Here is a 20,776-nt window from a genome sequence, read left to right on the forward strand (position 1 = left end):
AGTACGCAGCGTGTTTCGCGGCGCCTCTCGGCGCCAACCATTCAGTTTTGGGCTGGCCTGAGGACGATCTCACCCCTGAACGGTTCAGGTGCGTGAGCACCTGGCGCACAGTGTCGGCGCGTGCGGTGCGGTTCTCTTTTCAAAATCCCGCCCAGGGCAGGATTTTGGGGGATGACCCACAAGGGGTTGTCTCCGCGAGCACCCACACCCCCGAACTCTGGCGAGGTCGCCCCGCAACCCTGCGCCCGGCAAGGTTGTCAGGACTCCCCCCTACTCCCCCTGGGGTCCTGGAGTGCAAGGCCTACGCACTTTGCGAGAGAGGAGGGCACTACGAAGGTGTCCGCCTCCTGGCCCTGCCAACTCTCGCGGTTCCACGCAAGTCCAGGTGGGGTTGTGGGGGTGTCCACGCACAGGCGCCTGCCCTCACGCTGCGGGCTGTTCCTGCCTGCCGGGCGGTTCGGCTTAGGGCGCTCTCGCGCCCGGAACATTCAGGGGCGAGGCTTCCAGCCACGGCGCACCCTGGATGGAGCCGAGTGTCATTCCATCCTCTTCACCTTTCACGATCAGGGCGCACGGCCCTGAAGGAGATTCCATGCGTATTCCTGAACCGACCTATACCTTGGCCACCGTCGCTCCATCCTCGGCTGCGGAGTTCACCCCCGGTGACCACGCGCTGCTGCTGGCCGTTGGAGAACATGACTGGCGCGAGGAGCTGATCTGGGTGCAGGTCACCGACTGCCTCCAGGCATCCACACACCGTGCCCGCACCCTCCAGACCGCCGAGAGCTTCTCGGACCTTGCTGCGGGCGAATTCATCTACTTCCGCCCAGAACACGTGCTTCAACTCCAGCCTTGCGGGGCACGCTGTGTGGGACCGGACGGCGCGGTCCTGGCGTGAGCTGGAGTGGAGTTGCTGTCCAAGCTGCGCAGCCCGGCATGCGGGGCCTGACCTCACGTGCTGCCCCTCGTCAAGCCGAGATCCACCGGAAGTAGAGGCCCAACCGTCCCTGCCCCAGGGTGTAACGGCCTGTTTCAAGCGGCGATCGGGCGTTTCTCGCGCCAGCTCTGGCGGATTGTCGAGAGGTGTCACCACGCACGTGTGGTCGTCAGGCGCCCTGAACCTGTCCGTTGCTACACACCGCTTGGCGCGTGCGGAGCTTCTGCCTGCGTGTGCACACCCCCGACATCGCACCAACGCGTGCCGAGATGCGGCCCGCAGGGCTGAGCAGCGCCCGTATTCTGGAGCACACGATGCCAGCCAACACCACCGAGATCGAGCGCCGCCTGTGGGCTGCCGCCGACAACCTCCGCGCCAACAGCAAGCTTCGCAGTCACGAGTACAGCACCCCAGTCCTGGGCCTGATCTTCCTGGCCTACGCCGACCACCGCTTCACCGAGGCCGAGGCCCGGCTGGCCAGCGGCGGCAGTCGCCGCCGGGGTGGGGTCAGTAAGGACGACTATCAGGCCGAGGGGGTGCTCTACGTGCCCGAAACGGCCCGGTACTCCGCGCTCTTGAACCTGCCGGAGGGCGCCAACGTCGGGCAGGCCATCAACGACGCGATGCGGGCCATCGAGGAGGAGAACGAGGACCTGCGCGGCGTCCTGCCCAAGCTCTACAACCGGCTGGACAACTCCATCCTGGTGGCGCTGCTCAAGTCCTTCAACTTCTCGCAGATCGCCGGGGACCTTGAAGGTGACGCGTTCGGCAAGATCTACGAGTACTTTCTCGGCCGGTTCGCGCGGGACGAGGGCGGCAAGGGCGGCGAGTTCTACACCCCCACCAGCCTCGTCAAGCTGATGGTCGAGATCATGGAGCCCTTCCACGGGCGCATCTACGACCCCGCGTGCGGGTCGGGCGGCATGTTCGTGCAGTCGGCCCGCTTCGTCGAAGAGCACCGCCGCAACCCCAGCGCCGAGATCAGCGTCTACGGTCAGGAGAAGACCGCCGAAACCGTCAAGCTGGCCCGCATGAACCTCGCCATCCACGGGCTGAGCGGGGACGTGCGGCAGGCGAACACCTTCTACGAGGACCCGCACACCAGCCCCGGGAAGTTCGACTTCGCGCTGGCGAATCCGCCTTTCAACGTCTCCGGCGTGGACAAGGACCGCATCGGCGTGGACCCGCGCCTGCCCTTCGGCCTGCCGCGCACCGACAACGCCAACTACCTGTGGATGCAGTACATCTACTCCAGCCTGAACGAGCGGGGCCGTGCTGGAGTGGTCATGGCGAACAGTGCCAGCGACGCACGCGGCAGCGAGATGGAGATTCGCCGTCAACTGATCCAGGCCGGGGCCGTCGACATCATGCTGGCGACCAGCTCGAACCTCTTCTATACGGTCACGCTCCCCGCGACGGTGTGGTTCATGGACCGCCGCAAGAAGGGCACCCCCCGCGAGGACCAGGTGCTGTTCATTGACGCGCGGCACATCTACACCCCAGTTACGCGGGCCATCCGGGAGTTGAGCGACACGCAGGTCGAGTTCCTGGCGAACATCGCCAACCTGTACCGGAATGAACCCACCGAGGACCGCCACGGCAGCGCCGAGCTGATGGCCGAGCACTTCCCGGAGGGCACCTACCGCGACGTGCCGGGGCTGTGCAAGGTCGCCACGCGCGCCGAGATCGAGGCGCACGGCTGGAGCCTGAACCCGGGCCGCTACGTGGGGGTGCAGGCCCGCGCTGCCGATGACTTCGACTTTAGCGTGCGCTTGAGTGAGTTGAACGAGGAGCTGGAGACGCTGAACGCCGAGGCGCACGAGTTGGAGGAGCGAATCAGCGAGAACGTGCAGGCGTTGCTGGAAGGGGTCGGGACGTGAGCGAATGGCCGGAAGTCATCCTGAGAGACCTATGCTTCAACGTCCAATACGGTCATACAGCAAGCGCCAGTAAAACTGAGGTTGGTCCAAAGTTCCTCAGAATCACCGATATCGTGCCTGCTCTGATTGACTGGGAGGCCGTTCCCTACTGCGAGTTGACCGAGAAGGAGCAGCGAAAATACCTGCTCAAGGAAGGGGATATCGTTGTCGCTCGCACGGGCGCAACAACAGGTTGGGCGAAGCGAATTAAGAACCCACCGGAAGCCGTCTTTGCCTCCTACCTTGTGCGCTTGCAGCTTAGAAAGGGTGTGGACGCTGGCTTCGTTGGGGCTGTTGTCGAGTCGGCGGCCTACAAGGAGTTCATCCAGAAGCATATGGGGGGTGCGGCACAGCCGAACGCCAATGCCCAAGTTCTGACCTCCTTTCCGCTCAAGCTCCCCCCCCTCCCCACCCAGCGCAAGATCGCGGCCATCCTCTCGGCCTACGACGACCTGATCGAGAACAACACGCGGCGCGTGCGGGTGCTGGAGGAGATGGCCCGCGCCCTGTACCGCGAGTGGTTCGTGGAGTTCCGCTTCCCCGGCCATGAAGCCGCCGAGTTCGTGGAAGACGAGCAGGGGCGGAGGCCGAAGGGGTGGGAAGCTAAGGCGCTTGGAGACATCGCCTTCGAGACTCGCCGTGCCGTAGACCCAGCCAACCTTGACCCTGAGACACGGTATGTCGGCCTTGAGCACATTCCTCGTCGCTTGCTGGCACTAGGGGACTGGGGCCGTGCGGCGGACGTGCAGAGCACCAAGCTCAAGTTTGATGAATGGGACATCCTCTTTGGCAAGATCCGCCCCTACTTCCACAAGGTGTCTGTCGCGCCTGTAAGCGGCGTCTGCTCCTCAGATGCCATCGTTATTAAGGCCCTGCGGCCCGAGTGGTGGCCGCTTGCGGTCATGACTGTGTCGAGTGACGAGTTCGTGGCGCACTCGGTGCAAACGTCGAACGGTACCAAGATGCCGCGGGCCAACTGGTCGGTGCTCGTGAAGTACAGGGTGAATGTGCCGCCTGCGCCCCTCCTTGAGCGGTTCAACGAGTTGATCGAATCGGTCGTCAAGCAGGGAGGTGCTCTCACACTCCGCAACGCCAACCTCCGCCGCACCCGTGACCTGCTCCTCCCCCGGCTGGTGTCGGGCGAGCTGGACGTGTCGGCCCTGAACGTGCGGGGGCCAGGGCTGGAGACCGAGGACGAGCAGACGCGAGAGGAGGCGGTGGCGTGAAGGCGAAGGAATCCAAGCTCCTGAAGTTCCTGCAAGGCGAGAAGCAGTTTCATGTGCCTATCTACCAGCGCACCTACTCCTGGCTGCGCCCCCAGTGTGAGCAGTACTGGCACGACCTCCTGACAGCGGGCCGCGACGCCACGGTGGAAGCGCACTTCCTGGGGGCGGTCGTGTACATCGGGCGCGGCATCCACCAGGTCAGCGATGTCTCCCAGTACCTCGTGATTGACGGCCAGCAGCGCCTGACGACCACCTCACTGCTCCTGCTGGCCCTGGCCCGTCACCTGGGACCGTCGGGCGAGATCGTGCTCACCAGCGAGGCCGAGGACGGCTCGGTCAGCGAGACCAGGATCACGGCGGCCCGCATCCGCGAGAACCACCTGATCAACCGGCACGAGGACGGCGGCGACGGGTTCTACAAGCTGCTGCTGACCCAGTCCGACCGCGAGACGCTGCGGCGCCTGCTGGACGGCGGCCCACTGCCTGACACCGCCAGCCCCCGCGTACTGGAGAACCTGCGCTTCTTCGAGGAGCGCCTGGGGAACGAGGACGTGGACCTGCGGGACGTGTACCGGGGCCTCCAGAAGCTCGTGATCGTAGACGTGGCGCTGGAGCAGGGCAAGGACAACCCGCAGCTCATCTTCGAGAGCATGAACAGCACCGGCCTCGACCTGACCCAGGCCGACCTGATCCGCAACTTCGTGCTGATGGGCCTAGAGCCGAAAGCGCAGACCAAGCTCTACACCGGGTACTGGAAGCCGATGGAGGACCGCTTCGCGGGGCGGGACCCTCAGGATTTCGACCGCTTCGTGCGCGACTATCTCAGCCTGCGGGTTCCGACGAATACCCCGGCGCGACTGGATCAGGTGTACGCCGCCTTCAAGCGGTACGCCCTGGGGCACAAGGACACCGGGGCGCTGGTGCAGGACCTGGCCGAGATGTCCCGCTACTACGCGGCCATCCTCGACCCGGCGGCAGTGGAGAAGGACGCCGACGTGCGCCGGGCGCTGCTCGACGTGGCGGCCCTGAAGCTGGAGGTGGCCTTCCCGTTCCTGCTTCAGGTGTACGCCGACTGGCAGCAGGGCGTGATCGGGAAGCCGGAGTTCTTGCAGGTGCTGCGCCTGACCGAGTCCTACCTGTTCCGGCGGAGCATCTGCGGCATCAACTCGCAGGGGCTGAACAAGCTCTTTCCGGACCTGCCGCGCCGCATCGACCCCACCGACTACGTGCAGAGCCTTCAGGACGCCCTCTTTGACCTCAAGACCTACCTGCGCTTCCCCCGCGACGGCGAGTTCCGGGAGGCGCTGGCGCACCGCGACCTCTATCAGGTCAAGCGGCTGTGCGGGTACGCGCTGCTCAAGCTGGAGAACTTCGAGCACAAGGAACCCATCTCGCTCGGTGGCCTGACCATCGAGCATGTGCTGCCTCAGACCGAGAACCTGGCCCCGGAATGGCAGGCGATGCTGGGACCGGATGCCGAGCGGGTGCAGAGCCGGTACCTGCACACCCTGGGGAACCTGACGCTGACTGGCTACAACAGCGAACTCAGCGCCCGGCCATTCGTCGAGAAGCGCGACATGAAGGGCGGTTTCAAGGACAGCCACCTGCGCCTGAATGCCGACCTGGCGAAGCTCGACGAGTGGAACGAGGCCCAGATTCAGGCACGGGCCGAGCGCCTTGCCGCCCTCGCCGTGAAGGTCTGGCAACCCCTGGAACCCTCCGAGGAAGCGCGGGCACGGGCTGACGAGAAGGGGCGCAAACCCCCGAAGGTCGAGCGCAGCGTCGAAGATCACCTCCAGGGCGCGAGCACCGAGTTGCGCGAGCTGTTCGAGGACGTGCGCGAGGGGCTGCTCAACCTGCATGAGGACGCCGCCGAGCACCCGCTGGCGGTCTACATCGGGTACAAGGCCGGGACGAACTTCTGCGACCTGACGGTGCAGACAGGAGCCAACAACCTGCGCTGCTGGCTGAACCTGCCCTACGGGAGCCTGGTCGACGCCACTGGACGCGTGCGCGACGTGACTAACATCGGTCATCACGGCAACGGTGACGCCGAGGTCATCCTGCGGCCCGGCGACGACGTGGAGTGGTTCCTGGGCCTGGCAGGGCAGGCGCTGACCTATCAGGTGGCTCGCCAGCAGTCGACCCCCTCCGGCGTTCAGCAAGCGCTGGAGAAGCTGCCAGCTCCCGTCCGCGAGGTCTTCTCCGAGTTGGAACGTCGGGTGCTGGCCCTGGCCCCGGACGTGACCCTGAAACGCAATAAGTGGTACCTGTCCTATCGCCAGCGCCAAGCGTTTTTCGAGTTGAAGCCGCTCGTGGATTCTCTATCCGTCTGGACACGCGTGGGCGAGGAGGGTACCGGCATTCCGGAGTCAGACCGGCCCGGCTGGGAACCAACTAAATGGACGAAGTGGTGGCGTCGGCGGCTGCGGACGGTGGCGGACCTCGACGCGACGTGGCCTGCGGTGCAGGCGGCCTTCGAGGCGCAAGTGGAAAGTGAAAGTCGGTCTGAAGTGTTGCCCACGGTGGAAGAGTTCATCCAGGCGCAGCCGCCGCAGGTGCAGGCCATTCTCCAGGCTGTCCTCGCCCAGAGTGAGCCCTTCTTGCCCCAGCGCACACGGGTCAACAGGGCGCAAAAGTCCTTCAGCCTCGACGTACAGGCAGGGGGCAGGTGGATACCCCTCCTAGAGTTGGAGCCGAAGGCCGAGGACCGGGTCAGGCTGTATCTGTATGGGGCTTTTAGTGAAACCGATGTGGTCGGGTTTGAAGAGGAGGCTGCCGTGCGACAGGAGTTCCTGTACCTTCACCTCCACACTCCTCAGGCCGCCGACCGTTTCCGACCACTGATCGAGGCCGCATACGCGCGCAAAGTGCTAGCCAGCGCTGCCAGGGCCGAGGGCATGGTACCCGGCGGTGCAGTGGAGGCAGAGCGTGCGTGACTACTCCGAGGCGCGGCTGGTCGAGGAGACCTGCCTGACCATCCTGCGCGAGCTGGGCTGGCAGACGCTCGACGCCACCCACGAGGTGCTAGGCCAGGAGGGCACCCTGGGCCGCGAGAGCCAGCGAGAGGTGGTGCTGACCCGTGACCTGCGCTCGGCCCTGGTGCGGCTGAATCCCGGCGTGCCACGCGCGGGCATTGAGCAGGCGGTGGAAGTCCTGACTCAGGACCGCTCGGCGCTGTCGGCAGTGGCCGCCAACCAGGACCTACACCGCCTGATGCTGGACGGCGTCCCCGTGCTGATCCCCGATGAGGAGAGCGGCGGCGAAAAGACCGAGCGGGTCCGGGTGTTCGACTGGGACCAGCCGCAGAACAACGCCTTCCTCGCCGTGCAGCAGCTCACGGTCAAGAGTGACCTCTACACACGCCGGCCCGACGTGATCGGCTTCGTGAACGGCCTGCCGCTGGTGTTCATCGAGCTGAAGTCCAGCCACCGCCGCCTCAAGAACGCCTACCGCGACAACCTGCGCGACTACCGACACACCATCGGGCATCTCTTCCACCCCAACGCTGTGCAGGTCCTCTCCAACGGCACCGACGCGGTGGTCGGCAGCATGACCGCGGGCTGGGAGCACTTCGCCGAGTGGGTGCGGGTGGAGAGCGAGGACGAGCCGCGCCGGGTGGGGCTGGGGACCCTGCTGCGCGGGGTGTGCGCTCCCGCGCGGCTCCTCGACCTCGTCGAGAACTTCACTGTCTTCCTAGAAACGCAGGGCGGCGTGGCGAAGATCCTGGCCAAGAATCACCAGGTCCTCGGGGTGAACAACGCGCTGCGGGCGCTGGGAGAAGCCGGGCAGAATCGGGGGCGCCTCGGCGTCTTCTGGCACACCCAGGGGTCGGGCAAGAGCCTCAGCATGGTCTTCTTCTCCCGCAAGGTCTTGCGCAAGGTTCCCGGCAACTGGAGCTTCCTCGTCGTCACCGACCGCGACGAGCTGGACCAGCCTGCGTATGCTGGCCAATCCGGCACCCGCTGCTGGAGTTATCCGGCCTCCAGGAATGGAGTTATCCGGCACCCTCCCAGCCAACGGACGAGCTGTCCCCATTATGAAAGGCTGACCGTCTCCGGGGTCAACTTCCTGCTCTTCTTTCTGAGGCTTTCTCCCGAAGTTCGATCCGGTAGGCGTGATGCAGGACGCGATCCAAGATCGCGTCCGCCAGCGTGGGATCTCCCAGATTCGCGTGCCAGGCCGGGGTCGGGAACTGACTGGTAATGATCGTCGAAGCCCGTTCATAGCGGTCATCCAGAATCTCCAGCAAAATCCTTCGACCTTCCGCTGTGGGCACATCCAGCCCCCAGTCATCCAGAATCAGGACGTTCACCCTGGCGATGCTCGCCAGGAGCTTCAGATACCGTCCATCCCCTTTCGCCAGGGTCAGTTCCTGCAACAGTCGCCCGGTTTGCGCATACAACGCCGTGAAGCCCTGACGGCAAGCCTGGTGCGCCAGGGCACACCCGATGAACGTCTTCCGACGCCCGTGGGGCCGGTGATGATGACCCCCCTTTTTTCGGCGAGCCACTGACCCTGGGCCAGTGAACGCAGCAACCGGGCATCCAGCCCCTCGGGTGTTTCACATCCACCTCTTCCAGGCTCGCATTGACCTTCAAACGCGCCGCCGTCAGGCGGCGCTGCAAGCCCCGGGTATCCCGGCAGGCCCGCTCACGGTCGACCAGCAAGGTGAGTCGTTCCTCGAAGCTCAGCTCGCGGAGACCAGGTTGTTCCTGTTGTTCTTGCAAAGCGAGCGCCATGCCATCGAGCTTCAGGGCGCGCAACTGTTGAATCACCGGATGGGGCAACATGTCAACCTCAATTCAGGGTGCGCTCGGCACCCGGTTCGTCGATCTCTGCGAAGTACCCAGGACCACGCAGATTGCTGTGGTCGGCTACAGGGAGTGCGGTGGGGGCATCGGGGAGTGGCGCTTCGTCCAGACGGTGCTTCAGGATGGATTTCACGCTCTGCAAGCTGTGCGCTTGCAGAGCCAACGCCCGCCGACAGGCCGCTTCCAGCCGCTCCCCGTACTCGCGGTGCAGGCGAAGCAGACCCGTCACGACGCGCTTTCTCTGTTCAGGATGTTGATCTCCGTCGAAGATGGCGCGCACCAGGGTCGTCGTGGCCTCCCCAATCTGCTGAGCCTGACCCAGGAGTTGGTCCGGACCCACCTCGCGGTAGTACCGGTGGTGGGCGGGCATGTGGTCCGGCACCGTGGTCTGTTGCCGGGCCGACGTCAGCGCGTCGGGGACCCGGTGATGAACCGCGATCCGTACGCCTGAACGGTAGATCTCGATCAACCGCGCGGTGAGTCGCAGATCCACCCGGGTCTTGACGTGGTGATGGGGCACGCTGTACGCGTGCCCCTGGACGACGACGTGGTAGTCCAGACCGACCGTGGCGTGCTTCCACTCGGCCACCTCGAAGGGCTGGGCGGGCAAGGGGCGCAGCAGGGGTTGATCCAGGGTTTCGAACTCACTGCGGCGACTGCCTGGCCTCTTCTGAAAGGGTTGCCCATTGAGGGTGTTCAGCAGTTCCCAGACCGCTTCGTTCGCCTCGGACAGGCTGAAGAACACCCGGTCGCGCAGCGGGGCGAGAATGCGGCGTTCCACGATCTGCACGTGCACTTCCACCAGGGCCTTGTCTTTGGGTTTGCGGACCCGGGCAGGGATGACGGCGACGTCGTAGTGCTGTGCGAATTCCTGATAGGTGCGGTTCAGCTCGGGTTCGTAGCGGCTGGCGTGGGTCACGCCAGCCTTGAGGTTGTCCGGGACGATGATCTCGGGCACTCCACCGAAGAAGTCCAGCGCCCGGACATGCGACGCGATCCAATCGTGAATGCCCTGGGTTCGGGTCACTTCGGCGTAGGTGTAGTCGCTGGCACCCAGGGTGGCCACGAACACCTGGCCAGCCTGGACGACCCCATTCCTCGGGTCGGTCAAGGGCAACGTCAGTCCGGCGTAGTCGACGAAGAGCTTCTCACCTGCCCGGTGGGTCTGGCGCATGGTCAGGCCCGTTGTGGCCTTCCACTTCCGGTAATTCTCGTTGAAGGTTGCGTATTGCCAGCCGTCCGGATGGTGCCGACGGTACTCTTCCCACAGCAGTTGACGAGTGACGCCTTTGCGCCGCAGTTCCCGGTCAATGGCGGCCCAGTCGGGCTGGTGGGTGACACTGACGGCAGCCTGCTCACGGGTACGAAAGAGCAGCACTTCGAGCTGGACATCGTCCAGCTCTGGGGGAGAGGCCAGCTCAGCCCCGCTTGCTGAGCGCGTGCGACGTAATCCTGCACGGTGCTGCGGGCGAGTTGGACGCTTTGTCCAATGAGGCGGTCACTGAGCTTCAGTTCCAGTTTCAACCGCAAGACTTCCCTGATTTTTCGCATGGACGCTCGCTTTCTGGTCATCCTGCAAGGATGACCAGGGGAGTCTCGTCCGCGACCGGAGGGTGCCGGAATCAACCAGCGCAGGGTGCCGGATTAGACCAGCGGAAGGTGCCGGATAACTCCAGCGACCCCCGCCGGATTACGCCAGCGTACGCACCAGCAGATCTACACCACCTTCGCCCGCACGGGAACCGTGCAGGAACCCGAAGACCGGGTCCGGGCGGGAAGTGGGGCGCACCTCAAGGAGCTGCTGCGCGAGGACCACCGCTACCTCTTCACCCTGATCCAGAAGTTCCATGCGCCGCAGGGCGAGGTCTACCCGCAACTCTCGGCCCGGTCCGACGTCATCGTGATGACCGACGAGGCGCACCGCAGCCAGTACGACCTCTTCGCCGGGAACATGCGGGCGGCGCTGCCGAACGCCTCCTTCATCGGCTTCACGGGGACCCCCCTGATGGAAGGGGAGGAGAAGACCCGCGAGGTCTTCGGTGATTACGTCTCGGTCTATAACTTCTCCGAAGCGGTGCAGGACCGCGCCACGGTGCCGCTGTACTACGAGAACCGCATCCCCGAACTCCAGCTCACCAACGCGGACCTCCAGGCGAACATGGAAGACCTGCTCGACCGCGAGGGCGTGGACGAGGACGCCGAGCGCCTGGTCGAGCGCGAGTTCTCCCGCGAGTACCAGCTCCTCACGCGGGACGACCGCCTGGAGAAGATCGCCGGGGACCTCGTGCGGCACTTCCTGGGGCGCGGCCAGTTCGGCAAGGCGATGGTGGTCAGCCTCGACAAGGCCACCGCCGTGAAGATGTACGACAAGGTCCAGCGCCACTGGCAGGACGAGATCACGGCGACCGAGGCCGAGCTGTCCGCCGCCTCTGGTGACGCCCGCGACGCCCTGCTGGGCCTCCTGCGCTTCCTGCGCGAGACCGACATGGCCGTGGTGGTCTCGCAGGCCCAGAACGAGGTGGCGGACTTCCGCGACAAGGGGCTGGACATCACCCCGCACCGGCGGCGCATGGTCACCGAGGACCTGGAGGGGAAGTTCAAGGACCCGGCGAACCCGCTGCGGCTGGTGTTTGTGTGCGCGATGTGGATGACCGGCTTCGACGCGCCGAGCGTAAGCACCATCTACCTCGACAAGCCGATGCGCAACCACACCCTGATGCAGACCATCGCGCGTGCCAACCGCGTGTGGGAGGAGAAGGTCAGCGGGCTCATCGTGGACTACGTGGGTGTATTTCGGAACCTCCAGCGGGCTCTTTCCATCTACGGCGCTGGGAATGGCTCGGGGGTCGGCACAGGCGAGACCCCGGTAAAGAACAAGGACGAGTTGCTGGCCGCCCTGCGCGCCGCCATCGGGGAGGCCGAGGCCATCGTCACGGCGCACGGCGTGGCTCCTGAGGCCATCATCGCGGCCAGCGGTGAGACCAAGCTTGAATTGATCCGCGACGCCACCGACGCGCTGCTGGCCGGAGACGACGTGCGTAAGCGCTTCACGGATACGGCGAACACCGTGAACCGACTGTTCAAGGCGGTGTTGCCCGACCCGGCGGCGCAGGCTTTCGCGGCCGAGCGTGCCTTGTACCTCGTCCTTGCCGAGCGCCTGCACTTGGAGGACGACGAGCCGGAGGTGGAAGGCGTCATGCAGCAGGTGGAAGATCTGCTCGACACGTCCGTGGCCGCTTACGGCTACGTCATCCGCGACGGCACCTCGCGTCTCGACCTGAGCCAGGTGGACTTCGAGAAGCTGCGGGCGATGTTCGAGAAGACGCCCCGCCAGCGCACTGAGGCTGAGAAGCTGCGCGCGGCCCTGAACGGCGAGGTGCAGCGTCTGACCCGGCTCAACAAGACCCGCGTAAACTACGCGGCCCGGCTTGAAGCGATGATCCAGGAGTACAATTCCGGCTCCGCCAACGTGGAGGCTTTCTTCGAGGAGCTGATGCGCCTGGGCCGCGACCTCAGCGAGGAGGTCAGGCGTGCCGTGCGTGAAGGGCTGACCGAAGAAGAGCTGGCAGTCTTCGACCAGATCACAGCGGTGGAGGCCCCCCTCAGCGACGCTGACCGCGAGGCCGTGAAGGCGGTGGCACGGGGTCTCCTCGCCAAGCTCAAGGCCAACTGCCTGGTGCTCGACTGGCGCAAGAAGCAGCAGGCCCGCGCTCTGGTGCGGCAGGCCATCCGTCAGGAACTCGACGCCCTGCCCGAGCAGTACAACCAGACCGAGTACGACGCCGCGGTGACCGCCGTGTACGCCCACGTGTACGAGGCGTACCGGAGTAGAAATGAGCACATCTACACCGAGATCCGTTGATAACCTGACACAGCCCAGAGCATTCGGCTGGAGCGAAAGGAGGCTGGTTTGAATCAAGCAGGACGCGCCGTGATTAAGGCACAAGCCAAAAGGTACGAACATGCACTTCAGGTCTTCAAGGACACTGTCGAGCAGGTGATCGACGAACTAGAGCAGCTTAAGGAAGAAGAGCAAGAGAAGTTCGATAATCTAAGTGAGGGGCTACAGCAGGCGGAGACAGGGCAAAAACTCGAGGGAGCTGTAGATTCCCTGGATGGCTTGATCGACTCCCTGCGTGAACAAGGAGACCTCGACGAGGTTGATTTTGATGAGGCTCTAGACCTGTAAGAGCGAGCCTTGAATTTACTGTCCCGAGGATCAACGGGACGCGCTGATCCTCAGGACAGAAGTAGCGTCACCTCCTGTCCCTGCAGCAGGTGACGGTGTGACAGTTCCAGCACCTCCCGCCTCTTCAGGGTTAGCCGCTCGCCGCCATGTGTCACCAAAACCCGGCGGAACAGGTCCTCGCGGTGGCGCTCTTCAGCCAACTCCGGCTCGGTCTGCTGCAACTCGCGCATCAGGGCGGCGAGTTCGAGGGGCGGGATGTCCGTCAGTTCTCGGGGCCCACGCTCACGCAGGCGGACGGGAGCCGCACCCCGCACACGGACGACCTTCTCGACCTGTCCGGGCAGGCCGTTCTCGTCATTCTGCTCGAACACCCCAAGCCGCACGCCAAGCGCGGCGGCCTTGTTGAGCTGGCTTTGTAGGGTTTTGCCGTAGGCCAGGCCTGCGGCTCTGGCATAGCTACGGTACGCCACCCGGCACAGCATCGGCCCTTCGGCCTCGATGATCTGCCTCAGACCCTCGACGACCGGTTCCAGCGTCGGCAGGTCGCGCGGATCGGGCAGGATATCCAGTACTGCCTGGGTGTAGGGCGCGAGCATCACGTCGGGCAGGCTGACCAGGCTGAGCGGCTCCTCTAGGGTCACCTTGTTGTCTGAGCCGTTCATGTCGGCGGTCTGTTTAGCAGGCAGGCCCTCCATGTCTGCGCCGGGGATAGTGGCGTGACCAGCGACTCCCTCCGGTTCTGCCTGAGGCGCGAAATTGCGTGGATCGCCTTCCGGGTACACACCGCGTTCGTCCAGCGTACGCCAGAGGTCTTCCAGAGCTGCTTCCGGGTCGCGGGTGTAGGTGCTGCCGCGCACCCTCCAGAACTGCATCCCGGCACGTTCGAGCACCTGCTGGCGGTGAAGATCTGCCCGGAACTGCTCTGCGCCGTGCCAGCGGTCGCCGTCGCACTCTACGGCGAGGCGGCCCCGCAGCCCTTCCACCACTAGGTCGATGCGGTAGCCGTTCATCTCGTACTGCGGGATCACGCTGTAGCCGCGCTCCACCAGCCGCAGGTACACGTCCAGCTCGAACCAGCTGTCGAACGGTCTGGGCGCATTGTTGCGGGCGCGCCCTGGTCGAGCAGCCTCAGTCCGCAGGTCCCGGATGCGTGCAGCTTGCAGCGGCTGGAACTGGGCCAGCTCCGGATTTCGCATGTGCCCGATCAACGAAGCGCGCAGGTCGTCGGGGTGGAGGTCGGGCAGGTCGACGCTGTGGAAGAGCCAGAGCTGGTCGCGTGCACGGCTGGCGGCCACGTTGTAGCGGGGCTGGAAGATGGCGTCGTCCCTGGAGCGCTTGGCGGCTCGCTTCCCGTCGGTGGGGCTGTCCACCATGCTCAGGAACATCACGTCGCGCTCGTCACCCTGGAAGCTGTAGGCGTCACCGCACACGACCTTGCGCTCCTCCAGTTCCCGCTCGGGCACCTCAGCGCGAAGTAGCGAGGCAATCTCCTCTGCCTGCTCATCCCCCACAAGGCTGATCACGCCTATGGTCTTGGGTCTCCCCTCCGCGTCGCGGTAGCGGGGATCTTGGATGCACTTCTTGATCTGGTCGACAATGGCCCGCGCCTCCGCCGGGTTGGACTTCCCGTATCTGAACCCCTCCGGGATATGCCGGATCATCAGCGGCTCCAGACGGCTCGCGCCGAACTGCCGCAAGGCGATCAGCGGCTGGTCCTCGTAGCTCAGGTCGCTGGAGAATTTGATGATCTCCGGCATACAGCGGAAGTGCTCCCGCAGGCTGATGCGGTCGGCGTAGGTGTACGCCCCAAAGCCGAAGAGGCTGGCCTTGCGCTCCCCCAGAATCTCGGGGGCGGGAAGATCCGAGAGAAACTGCTTGACCAGGGCATCCACCCGGTCGGTCTGAAGGCCCACCCCTTCCGGCTCAATCTGCTTGTCGTCGCCCACGATGATGACCTTCTTGGCGATGAAGGTCAGGAACAGACTCTCCGGCCCGGCCTGACTGGCCTCGTCGACGATCACCACGTCGAACATGCCCGGCTTCATGCTGAAGGTCTCGCCGACGAGGTGCAGCGGCATGATCCAGGCAGGAATGGCGCTCCGGGCATCTTCCAGCGCGGCGCGGGCTGCTTGCCGGTGCCGCTCGGCGTGTTTACCGTTCCCCTTGCCCAGGCTCTTCATGGCCCGTTTCCACCGCTCTAGGCCCTGCTGCTCACGCTGCGTCAGGCGGTTCAGCGTGTTGGTCCAGGCCCGGTGGGTGGCGAGGTCACGCAGGGTGTCCCGGATGCGCTGACGGCACGCGGCCAACTGCTGGCGGACCTCCACCTCGGTGTCGGGATTGGAGATCCGCGCCAACTCGGCGTCTGCCCGCATCCAGCGCCAGGCGGCCTCGAAGGAGGCAAGCCGCTCGTCCCACTCCGCTGCTTCCGGGTTTCCCCGGAGTTCATCAGCCAGGACCGGAGCGCTGACGCACAGCTTCTCCAACAGTTGTTCGCACTCACGCAAAAGCTCCCGCCGGGCCGAGAGCTGGACGACTCGGAGGTAGGCCTGGCCGTAAGTGTCAGCGTCACGGGCTTGGATGGCCTGCTGCAGCTCCGCCAGGACCGGGTGTGCCCCAGGCAGGAGAGACAAGGACTCCAGAGCCGGAAGCAGGTCGTTCAGGACCCGGCGACTGGCCGCAGCCGCGGCCTCTGCGCTGGCTGCCTGCAGCGCCGCCATCAGGCTGTCCAGCTCAGCGGCATCCCACCAGCGCGGCTCGGGGAGGCCAGGCACCTTGCGCGTGGCGGTCCGGGCTCGGGCAATCCGGTCCATGACCGCGTCCAGTCCCTTAAGCGCCTCCTGTTGCTCGCGCAAAGCCACCAGGCGCAGTTTCACGGGACCGCTGACTGGAGCGCCCACACCCCTCCACAACTCTTCGAGACGCCCCAGCCTGCCGTTCAGGTCGAAAGCGTCGATCAGCTCTTGCAGCACAGGCGGGGTGTCGGCCGCGCGTCCTCCGACCTTGATCTCTTCGCGCAGGTACTGACGATTTTTGACGGCTGCGGGTTTCCGCAGGAAGTTGCCCCAGCCCCCTCCCCCTTGCAAGTGGTCCCTGACCGTTTCCGCATCGGCGCGCACGCTTAAGGGGTCCCGCTGGCCCAGGCCGCTGACGCTGACCTGGCCGAGCCAGTCGCCGCGCTCCAGGAGCGTGGGAAGCGCCTCATCGGTGCGGGCACGGACTTCCTGCCACAGTCCGGCTTGACCCCGCAGCAAGGCGTCCACGGCTCCTGCCAGCCACGCCTCCGGACGGCCGCGCAAGGTATAGACCAGGCCAGACAGAGTGCGGAGGGCATCAAGCAGCTCTCCTCGGGCCTCCGGGTCTGCCTCGCGCAGCAGGCCGAAGTGAGGGTGCGCTTGGGCACCTGCATGGCGCTGGGTTACGTTGGCAGCTTCGGCTTCATCGCGCACGAAGCCCAGAAACTGTTCTGGGCGCACCAAGTCTTCCGGCGCGGGCCAGCGTTGAGCCAGCTCGGCTTCCTCCGCCGGGGTAAAGCCCCGCAGGAGCCCGAGCAGCCGCGTCGCCTGTGCGTCCGTCCAGGGAGCCGGGTCGGCCGGGTTACCCAGCTCCGTCAACCAGCCGAAGAGCGGCTCCTGTGCCCGGAGCCGCTCGCCGGTCTCCTGGGCGCTGCCCTGGTAGCCGTGCAGGTCCAGTTCGCCGACTTCCGCCTGCCGGATGCTCCGCAACTCGTCGAGCAAGCGGTCCTCTTCCTGCCGCGCCGTTTCCAAGCTCTGCGAGAGGCTATGCAGCCGCGCCGTCTCGAGGGCTTCCGGCTCGCGGTTGTTGGCGCGGTGGGTGATCTCCTGCACCGAGCGTTCCAGCATGGCCTTCGAACCTTCCTCGCCGCGCAGGTGCGTCACGCACAGCGCCGCGAGTTCAGGCGGGAACTTGTCACGCAGCACCTTCAACGCCCGGGCAGTATGGCTGGTCACCAGCACGCGCTGGTTGGTGGCGAGCAGGTGGGACACGAGGTTCACGATGGTGTGCGATTTGCCGGTGCCCGGCGGTCCCTGCACCAGCACACCGGGCTGACGGCTCAGCTTGCGGATGATCTCCATCTGGGCGTCGTTCGCCGGAAGCGGAAAGTACACCTCGGCGGCCCGCTGGCCGGAGGGCTCACCGTCACCGCCACGTTCAGGCATAGCGTCGGACACCTCGACGAAGCGGCGCAGGGTTTCCGGCAGGGCGCCGAGCTGCCCGACCTGCTTCACGATGTCGCCGAAAGCGGCGGCCAGGCTACGCTCTCCCCGGCGCCGCAGGACCAGGGCCGGTGCCCAGTGCACAGTGGGGTCGGTGGGTGCTCCGCGGGGAGGGATGAGGTCAGGCGCGTAGACCCCCCGCTCCCCGGCAGCGTTGACCCAGGCCTTCAGGAGGTCGGGCAGGACGGCGCCACTCCAGACCTCCTCGCCGCTGTCTTCCAGCGCCTTGCGGATGTGGTCTTGCACCTGCGGCAGGGGCCGCTCGTCCGCGTCCAGCATGTCCTGTTCCAGGGAGGTACGCGCTCCGTCGCCCGAGGCCGTGACTGTCAGGACACCCCGGAGGGCGTCAAAAGTTAGGGCGGCGCGGGCCGTCAGGAGGTGGCGGCGCACCTCTGCGCCTCCCGGCGTGCGCCAGGCCAGATACCCAAATCCCAGGCGCAGTTCGTAGGTCTCACCGAAAGACTCCAGTCGCTGATGAAAGTCGAAGAGCTGCGAGTAGCGGTCCTGCACAGCCCGCGCCCGGCGCTCCTCGGCGGCCCACACCTGCCACTCCCGCTCGTAGCGCTCCCAGGCAGCCAGCAGGGGCTTGTCGTCATCCAGGAAGAGGGTCTCCTGAATCTGCTGGGGTTGCAGGTCGTCGTCTAGGACCTCAGTGGTGACCACCCGTTGGGTTCGCACGGTCGGGGGCTTCTCGACCTGATTGGCCGACCCGTTCACCCACTCCGTGAGGGCGTCCGGCACTGAGGGTGCCGGCCGGAACTTCGGCTTGCGGATCACCAGCCACTCGTCGGGCGGCACCTCCCGCTCGGTCAGGCGTGCGGCGTTCTGAATCTCCGGTTCCTGAGGCAGGCTGTGCAGCCACAGCACGCTGTCAGCGTCACTGGTACGTTGGGGCTTGTACTTGAGCTGCGTGAACTCCTGCAAGAACTGGAACATCCGCGTGGTGCGGTCGCGCGTCATCGCATCCATGGTCTACCTCTTCCTGCGGCACACGCTGGGTGGGGCTGTCGAGCGGGGCGGCGCGTCGAGTATAGGTAGCTGCTTGAGTGCAGGCAGCCCAACATGCGCGACCGGCAGCCTGTAGACCCTCAACACGAACAGCTGCTGCGCCAAACGTCGCCACTCCTGCTTCTGGGATGGAGCAGACGCAACGAGATCATCGCCTCAAGGGCATATCAAGCGCATGTGCCCAGCATGAAGATCGTGTGCTCCCCATAAAGGTTGAATATTCAGAGAAACCATAATATGCTGCCTGGGACAAGGTTTATGTGCTCAGTGGCAGAGCATCCGACTGTTAATCGGACGGTCGTTGGTTCGACCCCAACCTGCCGAGCCAGACCAAGCCCCGCTCCCTCTGGGACGGGGTTTTTCCTTTTGGCTCTGCGCCTCAAGGGTACCCCCACCAGTTCCAGTGTCCATCCGATTCCGAGCCGGACCCAGAAGGCTCGGCGGACCTCTGCGCTAGCCTGTCCCGGTCTGCCCCCGTCTCCCCCGCCCCCGGAGGCCCGATGAGCGCCCACTCCCACCACCACGATCACCCGCATGACCACGAGCACGCCGGGCACGGCCACAGCCACGGGCACGGGGCCGACGCGCGGCGGCTGGGCATCGCACTGGGGGTCACGGCGACGTTCATGGTGGTGGAGATCGTGGGGGGATTGGTGTCAGGGAGCCTGGCCCTGCTCTCCGACGCGGGGCACATGGCGTCCGACGTGGCGGCGCTGGCGCTGAGCCTCTTCGCGGTGCGCTTCGCCCGCCGCCCGGCAACTCCGGAGCGCACCTACGGCTTCTACCGGGTGGAGATTCTGGCGGCTTTCGTAAACGCGGCGGCGCTGCTGCTGCTCACGCTCTGGATTCTGTGGGAGGCGTACACCCGGCTCTCGGCACCCCCCGAGGTGCAGGGCGGGGTCATGCTGGCGGTCGCGGTGGCCGGGCTGGTCGCCAACCTCGTGAGCGCCGCCGTCCTGCACGGGGGACAGCGGGACAGCCTGAACGTGCGCGGGGCCTTTCTGCACGTCCTGGGCGACCTGCTGGGGTCGGTCGGGGCGATCGTCGCCTCGCTGCTGGTGCTGGGAACGGGGTGGACGGTGGCCGATCCCATCGTGAGCGCCCTGATCGGCCTGCTGATCCTGCGCAGCGCGTGGGGCCTGCTCCTGGACAGCCTGAATGTGCTGCTGGAGGGAACCCCCAAGGGCTTGGACGTGCGGGCGGTGCGGGCCACCCTGGGCGGGGTGCCGGGGGTGCAGGGCGTCCACGACCTGCACGTGTGGGCGATCACGGCGGGGCAACCGATTCTGACGGCGCATGTGGAGGTGGCAGGGGGGGCGGACCACGCCGAGGTGCTCGTCCGCGCCCGGCAGGTCCTGCGCGAGCGCCACGGCCTGCGGCACGTCACCCTGCAACCCGAGGCGGAGGGGCAGCCCTGCGAGGACCGCGAAGACCTGCACGCCTAGCCCGCGCCCGATGTCGCAGTTCTGTCAGAGGGGCGCGGCTAGACTCGCCCCCATGACGCGCGTGCCCGCCGCTCCCTCCCCCTCGACCAGTGCGGCGGCGGTGACCCGTGCGCTGGCGCAACTGGACGGGGTGATTCTGGGCAAACCGGGGCAGGTGCGCCTCTCGCTGGCCTGCCTGCTGGCGGGGGGTCACCTCCTGATCGAGGACCAGCCCGGCGTCGGCAAGACCACGCTGGCGCACGCGCTCTCGCGTACGCTGGGCCTGAGCTTCCGGCGGGTGCAGTTCACGGCGGACCTGCTGCCCGCCGACCTGCTGGGCGTGAGCGTCTGGGACGGACGCGAGGGGATCTTCCGGTACCAGCCGGGGCCGATCTTCTCGGAGGTGCTGCTCGCCGACGAGATCAACCGCGCCACCCCGCGCACCCAGAGTGCGTTGCTCGAAGCGATGGAAGAACGGCAGGTCAGCGAGGGCGGCGTGACCCGGCCACTGCCGGACCCCTTTTTCGTGATCGCCACCCAGAACCCGGCGGCTTACACAGGCACGTCGCCGCTGCCCGAAGCGCAGCTCGACCGCTTCCTGATGTCGGTGACGCTGGGCTACCCCGACGCCCGCGCCGAGCGTACCCTGCTGGAGACGGGCGGGCGGGGCGACGTGGTGCGCGAACTGCCCGCCGTGCTGGACGCCGAGACGCTGCGCTCGGCCCGGCGGGAGGTGGACGCCGTGTACGCGGCGGGGCCGCTGCTGGACTACCTGCAAGTGCTCGCCCGCGCGACCCGCGAACACCCGGCGCTGGACTCGGGCCTGAGTCCCCGCGCCCTGCTGGGGCTGCTGGCGGCGGCGCGGGCATGGGCCTACCTCGCCGGGCGGACGATGGTGCTGCCGGAGGACGTGCAGGCGGTCTTCCCCAGCGTCGCGGGCCACCGCCTCCCGGCGCATGGGGGAACCGGGCCGGACGTGCTGGCCCGCCTGATTGCCGAGACGCCCATTCCTTGACCCGTTCGC

9 protein-coding genes and 3 pseudogenes are annotated in these 20,776 nt (G+C 66.1%); 9 read left to right on the forward strand and 3 right to left on the reverse strand.

All coding sequences use genetic code 11. From position 1 onward, the window contains the following. Positions 1 to 592: 592 nt before the first annotated feature. The 5 genes and pseudogenes from C3K08_RS11355 to C3K08_RS18300 form a co-directional block, all read left to right on the forward strand. Positions 593 to 898, forward strand: a complete 306-nt coding sequence (locus C3K08_RS11355; RefSeq protein WP_104991407.1) for a hypothetical protein — start codon at positions 593 to 595, stop codon at positions 896 to 898. A gap of 353 nt (positions 899 to 1,251) precedes the next feature. Further along, positions 1,252 to 2,817 (forward strand): class I SAM-dependent DNA methyltransferase, encoded by a 1,566-nt coding sequence (locus C3K08_RS11360; protein WP_104992044.1) that lies wholly within the window; start codon positions 1,252 to 1,254, stop codon positions 2,815 to 2,817. A 113-nt stretch (positions 2,818 to 2,930) separates the two neighbouring features. Continuing rightward, complete coding sequence (locus C3K08_RS11365) at positions 2,931 to 4,082, forward strand: restriction endonuclease subunit S (RefSeq protein WP_369848265.1); 1,152 nt, start codon at positions 2,931 to 2,933, stop codon at positions 4,080 to 4,082. Then, on the forward strand, positions 4,079 to 7,021 hold the full coding sequence (locus tag C3K08_RS11370) for a DUF262 and DUF1524 domain-containing protein (RefSeq protein ID WP_104991409.1): 2,943 nt from the start codon (positions 4,079 to 4,081) through the stop codon (positions 7,019 to 7,021). The genes C3K08_RS11365 and C3K08_RS11370 overlap by 4 nt, the downstream gene beginning before the upstream one ends. Next, positions 7,014 to 7,964, forward strand: a pseudogene (locus tag C3K08_RS18300) (type I restriction endonuclease); the annotation flags it as partial. The gene C3K08_RS11370 and the pseudogene C3K08_RS18300, both read left to right, overlap by 8 nt. Before the next feature lie 155 nt (positions 7,965 to 8,119). On the opposite strand, the pseudogene istB reads toward C3K08_RS18300, so the two are convergent. After that, a pseudogene (gene istB, locus C3K08_RS18520) lies at positions 8,120 to 8,875 on the reverse strand (IS21-like element helper ATPase IstB). A 7-nt stretch (positions 8,876 to 8,882) separates the two neighbouring features. Then, a pseudogene (gene istA / locus C3K08_RS11385) lies at positions 8,883 to 10,447 on the reverse strand (IS21 family transposase). Positions 10,448 to 10,640: 193 nt separating this feature from the next. Between istA and C3K08_RS11390 the strand changes: the two are divergent. Both C3K08_RS11390 and C3K08_RS11395 read left to right on the forward strand, forming a co-directional pair. Further along, the gene (locus tag C3K08_RS11390; RefSeq protein WP_234009060.1) at positions 10,641 to 12,758 is read left to right on the forward strand and encodes a type I restriction endonuclease subunit R; all 2,118 of its coding nucleotides are present in this window, start codon (positions 10,641 to 10,643) and stop codon (positions 12,756 to 12,758) included. Positions 12,759 to 12,806: 48 nt separating this feature from the next. Beyond that, positions 12,807 to 13,085, forward strand: coding sequence for a hypothetical protein (locus C3K08_RS11395; RefSeq protein ID WP_158679918.1), 279 nt, complete (start codon positions 12,807 to 12,809; stop codon positions 13,083 to 13,085). A gap of 50 nt (positions 13,086 to 13,135) precedes the next feature. Here the strand turns inward: C3K08_RS11395 and C3K08_RS11400 are convergent, their stop codons facing one another. Beyond that, positions 13,136 to 18,289 (reverse strand): AAA domain-containing protein, encoded by a 5,154-nt coding sequence (locus tag C3K08_RS11400; protein ID WP_104991412.1) that lies wholly within the window; start codon positions 18,287 to 18,289, stop codon positions 13,136 to 13,138. Between the two features lie 539 nt (positions 18,290 to 18,828). Between C3K08_RS11400 and C3K08_RS11410 the strand changes: the two genes are divergently transcribed. Together C3K08_RS11410 and C3K08_RS11415 are read left to right on the forward strand one after the other, a co-directional pair. Next, positions 18,829 to 19,773, forward strand: coding sequence for a cation diffusion facilitator family transporter (locus C3K08_RS11410; protein ID WP_104991413.1), 945 nt, complete (start codon positions 18,829 to 18,831; stop codon positions 19,771 to 19,773). Between the two features lie 52 nt (positions 19,774 to 19,825). Next, entirely contained in the window at positions 19,826 to 20,767 is a 942-nt protein-coding gene (locus C3K08_RS11415) for a MoxR family ATPase (RefSeq protein ID WP_104991414.1), read from the forward strand. Positions 20,768 to 20,776: the final 9 nt, after the last annotated feature.

It is taken from the genome of Deinococcus sp. NW-56, from assembly GCF_002953415.1.
Taxonomy (GTDB): Bacteria; Deinococcota; Deinococci; order Deinococcales; family Deinococcaceae; genus Deinococcus.